The following is a 4,429-nucleotide window of genomic DNA, read 5'->3' as shown; positions in this document are numbered from 1 at the left end:
TATTGAATATTTAGGACGCATTGACAATCAGGTAAAAATTCGCGGTTTTCGCATTGAGTTAGGAGAAATTGAAGCGGTTCTGAGTCAATGTCCCGATGTGCAAAATACGGCGGTAATTGTCCGCGAAGATACTCCTGGCGATAAGCGCTTAGTTGCCTATGTGGTTCTTACTTCTGACTCCCAGATAACTACTAGCGAACTGCGTCAATTCTTGGCTAATCAATTACCCGCCTATCTTGTTCCTAATACCTTTGTTATTTTAGATAATTTACCCTTAACTCCCAATGGCAAATGCGATCGCCGTTCCTTACCAGCACCTGATGATCAAGCCAGAAAAAATATCCAAAAAATTGCTCCTCGTAATTTAGTAGAATTGCAATTAACTCAAATTTGGTCAGAGATTTTAGGCATTAATGATATTGGTATTCAGGAAAACTTCTTTGAATTAGGCGGTCATTCTTTGTTAGCAGTCAGTCTGATCAATCGTATTGAACAAAAGTTAGACAAACGTTTACCATTAACCAGTCTTTTTCAAAATGGAACCATAGCAAGTCTAGCCAAATTACTAGCGCAAGAAACAACTCAGCCAGCCTCTTCACCGTTGATTGCTATCCAGTCTCAAGGTGATAAAACTCCATTTTTTGCTGTTCATCCCATTGGTGGTAATGTGCTATGTTATGCCGATTTAGCTCGTAATTTAGGAACGAAACAGCCGTTTTATGGATTACAATCATTAGGGCTAAGTGAATTAGAAAAAACTGTAGCCTCTATTGAAGAAATGGCAATGATTTATATTGAAGCAATACAAACTGTTCAAGCCTCTGGCCCCTACTATTTAGGAGGTTGGTCAATGGGAGGAGTAATTGCCTTTGAAATCGCCCAACAATTATTGACCCAAGGTCAAGAAGTTGCTTTACTGGCTTTAATAGATAGTTATTCTCCCAGTTTACTTAATTCAGTTAATAGGGAGAAAAATTATGCTAATTCCCTGACAGAAGAATTTAATGAAGATCTCAATATTGCCTATTCTTTCATCAGAGACTTAGTAAGTATATTTAATCAAGAAATCTCTTTCTCTGGGAGTGAACTTGCTCATTTTACATCAGACGAATTACTAGAAAAATTTATTACTTGGAGTCAAGAGACGAATCTTTTGCCGTCAGATTTTGGGAAGCAGCAGGTTAAAACCTGGTTTAAAGTTTTCCAGATTAATCACCAAGCTTTGAGCAGCTATTCTCCCAAGATGTATCTGGGTAGAAGTGTTTTCTTAGGAGCGGAAGACAGTTCTATTAAAAATCCTGGTTGGCATCAAGTAATCAATGACTTGCAATCTCAATGGATTAGCGGCGATCACTACGGTTTAATTAAAAATCGAGTCCTCGCTGAAAAACTAAATAGCTACCTAGCCTAAAACTTTCAAAAAGACCTGATTATTGTTTAAAATGAATGATCGTTCACCGGTCAGAGGACAAGTATGACAACCCAAACAGCTTCTAGTGCCAATGCCCTTGCTTCCTTTAACCAATTTTTAAGGGATGTAAAGGCGATCGCCCAACCCTATTGGTATCCCACTGTATCAAATAAAAGAAGCTTTTCTCAGGTTATTCGTTCCTGGGGAATGCTATCACTGCTTATCTTTTTGATTGTGGGATTAGTCGCCGTCACGGCTTTTAACAGTTTTGTTAATCGTCGTTTAATTGATGTCATTATTCAGGAAAAAGATGCGTCTCAATTTGCCAGTACATTAACTGTCTATGCGATCGGATTAATCTGTGTAACGCTGCTGGCAGGGTTCACCAAAGATATTCGCAAAAAAATTGCCCTAGATTGGTATCAATGGTTAAACACCCAGATTTTAGAGAAATATTTTAGTAATCGTGCCTATTATAAAATTAACTTTCAATCTGACATTGATAACCCCGATCAACGTCTAGCCCAGGAAATTGAACCGATCGCCACAAACGCCATTAGTTTCTCGGCCACTTTTTTAGAAAAAAGTTTGGAAATGCTAACTTTTTTAGTGGTAGTTTGGTCAATTTCTCGACAGATTGCTATTCCGCTACTGTTTTACACGATTATCGGTAATTTTATTGCCGCCTATCTAAATCAAGAATTAAGCAAGATCAATCAGGCACAACTGCAATCAAAAGCAGATTATAACTATGCCTTAACCCATGTTCGGACTCATGCGGAATCTATTGCTTTTTTTCGGGGAGAAAAAGAGGAACAAAATATTATTCAGCGGCGTTTTCAGGAAGTTATCAATGATACGAAAAATAAAATTAACTGGGAAAAAGGGAATGAAATTTTTAGTCGGGGCTATCGTTCCGTCATTCAGTTTTTTCCTTTTTTAGTGCTTGGCCCTTTGTATATTAAAGGAGAAATTGATTATGGACAAGTTGAGCAAGCTTCATTAGCTAGTTTTATGTTTGCATCGGCCCTGGGAGAATTAATTACAGAATTTGGCACTTCAGGACGGTTTTCGAGTTATGTAGAACGTTTAAATGAATTTTCTAATGCCTTAGAAACTGTGACTAAACAAGCCGAGAATGTCAGCACAATTACAACCATAGAAGAAAATCATTTTGCCTTTGAACACGTCACCCTAGAAACCCCTGACTATGAAAAGGTGATTGTTGAGGATTTATCTCTTACTGTTCAAAAAGGTGAAGGATTATTGATTGTCGGGCCCAGTGGTCGAGGTAAAAGTTCTTTATTAAGGGCGATTGCCGGTTTATGGAATGCTGGCACTGGGCGTTTAGTGCGTCCTCCCCTAGAAGAAATTCTCTTTTTGCCCCAACGTCCCTACATTATTTTGGGAACCTTACGCGAACAATTGCTGTATCCTCTAACCAATCGTGAGATGAGCAATACCGAACTTCAAGCAGTATTACAACAAGTCAATTTGCAAAATGTGCTAAATCGGGTGGATGACTTTGACTCCGAAAAACCCTGGGAAAACATTCTCTCCCTCGGTGAACAACAACGCCTAGCCTTTGCTCGATTGTTAGTGAATTCTCCGAGTTTTACCATTTTAGATGAGGCGACCAGTGCCTTAGATTTAACAAATGAGGAGATTTTATACGAGCAATTACAAACTCGCAAGACAACCTTTATTAGTGTGGGTCATCGAGAAAGTTTGTTTAATTACCATCAATGGGTTTTAGAACTTTCTGCTGACTCTAGTTGGGAACTCTTAAGCGTTCAAGATTATCGCCTTAAAAAAGCGCGAGAAATGTTTACTAATGCTCCGAGTAACAATTCCATAACACCCGATATTACTATCGATAATGGATCAGAACCAGAAATAGTCTATTCTCTTGAAGGATTTTCCCATCAGGAAATGAAACTATTAACAGACCTATCACTCTCTAGCATTCGGAGTAAAGCTAGTCGAGGGAAGGTGATTACAGCCAAAGATGGTTTTACCTACCGTTATGACAAAAATCCTCAGATATTAAAGTGGCTCAGAACTTAACTTTAAATGACTCTAACAAAGGGGCGATCGCGCCTCTTTGAACGAAATTTGGTTTTTCTGTGTTAATCCAATCTACAAAATGGCGATCGTGTTTGAGACGGAGACATTTTGATAGCGCGGGGGCGGCTCTAATCGGTCTGGATGGTGGTATAGGGAGACAAGGCGATCAGGTTCATTTCCTGTGGTAAGGATTGCTACTCCGTTTGGATTTCAACGCCGTTATTGACCAAAATTTTGGCATTTTCAAACTGTAAAAGGTGTAGTCGGACTAGCCAGGAAACTGTAATAAGTGGTCGTGCAAAATTAATTTCCTAGTAAAGATAGGCAAGAGGCAAGAGGCAAGAGGTGGTTAGATATGTGTAATTAATTTTGCTTAGGTACTTACCATTTTTCTAAAGTAATGGCAGAGATGGTTAATTTCCCTCAACCCTTGCCCCCCACCCCCCCGACATCGGGGGGCAAGAAAGGAGTAGAATGTCTGCCACGAATAAAGAAAAATGGTATAATGCCGAGACTAACATTGTTGGTGGAGGCAGGATTCAGCCCAAGAATCTTCTTGCTTTAGCCAGGAGAGAGCCAACAGAAAAGTATTTATGGGCGAGTTTCTAGTTCAGAAAATAAATCTAACTTAGAGACTCAGGCAAAAAGATTGGAAGCTTATTGTATTGCGAAAGGCTATCAAATTGTTCGAGTAGTTAAAGAAGTAGGAAGTGGAGTCAATGATCATCGAAAGCTATTATTAAAACTTCTAGAACAAACTGATTATAATTTGATTGTCGTAGAACATAAAGATCGTTTAAGCAGAGTAGGGTTTAATTATCTGAAAGTTCTTTTAACTCAAACAAATAGAGATATAGAGGTCGTTAATCTAGCAGAAGAAAGAAAAGACGATTTAATGGAAGACTTCGTGAGCATAATTACCTCATTTTGCGCTCGATTATACTCATTAAG

General features: G+C 38.7%; 3 protein-coding genes and 1 pseudogene. All 4 read left to right on the top strand.

Annotated elements, in window-relative coordinates; all coding sequences use genetic code 11:
• The coding region (locus LW728_RS22855) for a thioesterase domain-containing protein (protein WP_287768464.1) at positions 1–1,411 on the top strand (1,411 nt) is incomplete at its 5' end.
• 63 nt (positions 1,412–1,474) lie between these two features.
• Positions 1,475–3,478 (top strand): ABC transporter ATP-binding protein/permease, encoded by a 2,004-nt coding sequence (locus LW728_RS22850; protein ID WP_002804151.1) that lies wholly within the window; start codon positions 1,475–1,477, stop codon positions 3,476–3,478.
• Between the two features lie 474 nt (positions 3,479–3,952).
• Positions 3,953–4,087: a hypothetical protein gene (locus LW728_RS22845; protein ID WP_287666430.1), complete on the top strand. Its 135-nt coding sequence runs from the start codon at positions 3,953–3,955 to the stop codon at positions 4,085–4,087.
• A pseudogene (locus tag LW728_RS22840) lies at positions 4,065–4,429 on the top strand (IS607 family transposase); the annotation flags it as partial. The gene LW728_RS22845 and the pseudogene LW728_RS22840, both read left to right, overlap by 23 nt.

The sequence above is a fragment of the Microcystis sp. 49638_E5 genome (assembly GCF_021300285.1).
Lineage (GTDB): Bacteria > Cyanobacteriota > Cyanobacteriia > Cyanobacteriales > Microcystaceae > Microcystis > Microcystis aeruginosa_C.
This window is presented reverse-complemented; position numbering and strand designations above follow the sequence as displayed.

Bases quoted from the DNA above. Each gene is read 5' to 3' on its own strand.
- LW728_RS22850 (WP_002804151.1), top strand. From the start codon at position 1,475: ATGACAACCCAAACAGCTTCTAGTGCCAATGCCCTTGCTTCCTTTAAC.
- LW728_RS22845 (WP_287666430.1), top strand. From the start codon at position 3,953: ATGTCTGCCACGAATAAAGAAAAATGGTATAATGCCGAGACTAACATT.